The sequence below is a fragment of the Dyella sp. SYSU CM1112 genome (assembly GCF_058216415.1).
In genome coordinates, this window is record NZ_JBZEGI010000063.1 from 1 (window position 1) to 461 (window position 461).

Annotated in this window: 1 protein-coding gene; it reads right to left on the reverse strand. The window is 57.9% G+C overall.

Features of this window, described 5'->3' with window-relative positions; genetic code table 11:
* Nucleotides 1-312: hypothetical protein (locus AC4HNJ_RS21620; protein ID WP_490481684.1), on the reverse strand; the 312-nt coding region annotated here is incomplete at its 3' end.
* Nucleotides 313-461 lie beyond the last annotated feature (149 nt).

The following is a 461-nucleotide window of genomic DNA, read 5'->3' on the forward strand; positions in this document are numbered from 1 at the left end:
AGCTCTACGCCATGACCGATCATCCTCCGGTGTTCGAACCATACGAACAGCCTTGTATTCGTGGGCTCGTTCAACGAGTTGCTCCTCCAGCTTAGAGAAAGAGCCCACCCGTACAGGCGTCTCCGATTCCATTCGCTGATAAGTCGTGCTGATCGAGGCCTGTGCATCGGGCGGCAAATCGATCAGCAAACGGCCGATGCATAAAGGGGGCGTAGAGGTTGGGGGCATGGATGTTTCTCCGTAAGCAGTAACACTAGCCGCGGCAAGACAAGCCAGCGCGGCGAATAGCAGGGAATGCAGTGATCGTTTCATGGGTGATGTCTCGTGCTTATGGCGCTTTGGCCCGGCCCAGCAGCTTGCCAATGGCGTAGAGCGTGCACAGGCGCACGTCCTCATTGTCGTAGGCGGCCTGGTGTTCGAAGCCGCTAAGGCGGAAGCTCTGTTGCACCTTGTGGCCGCCT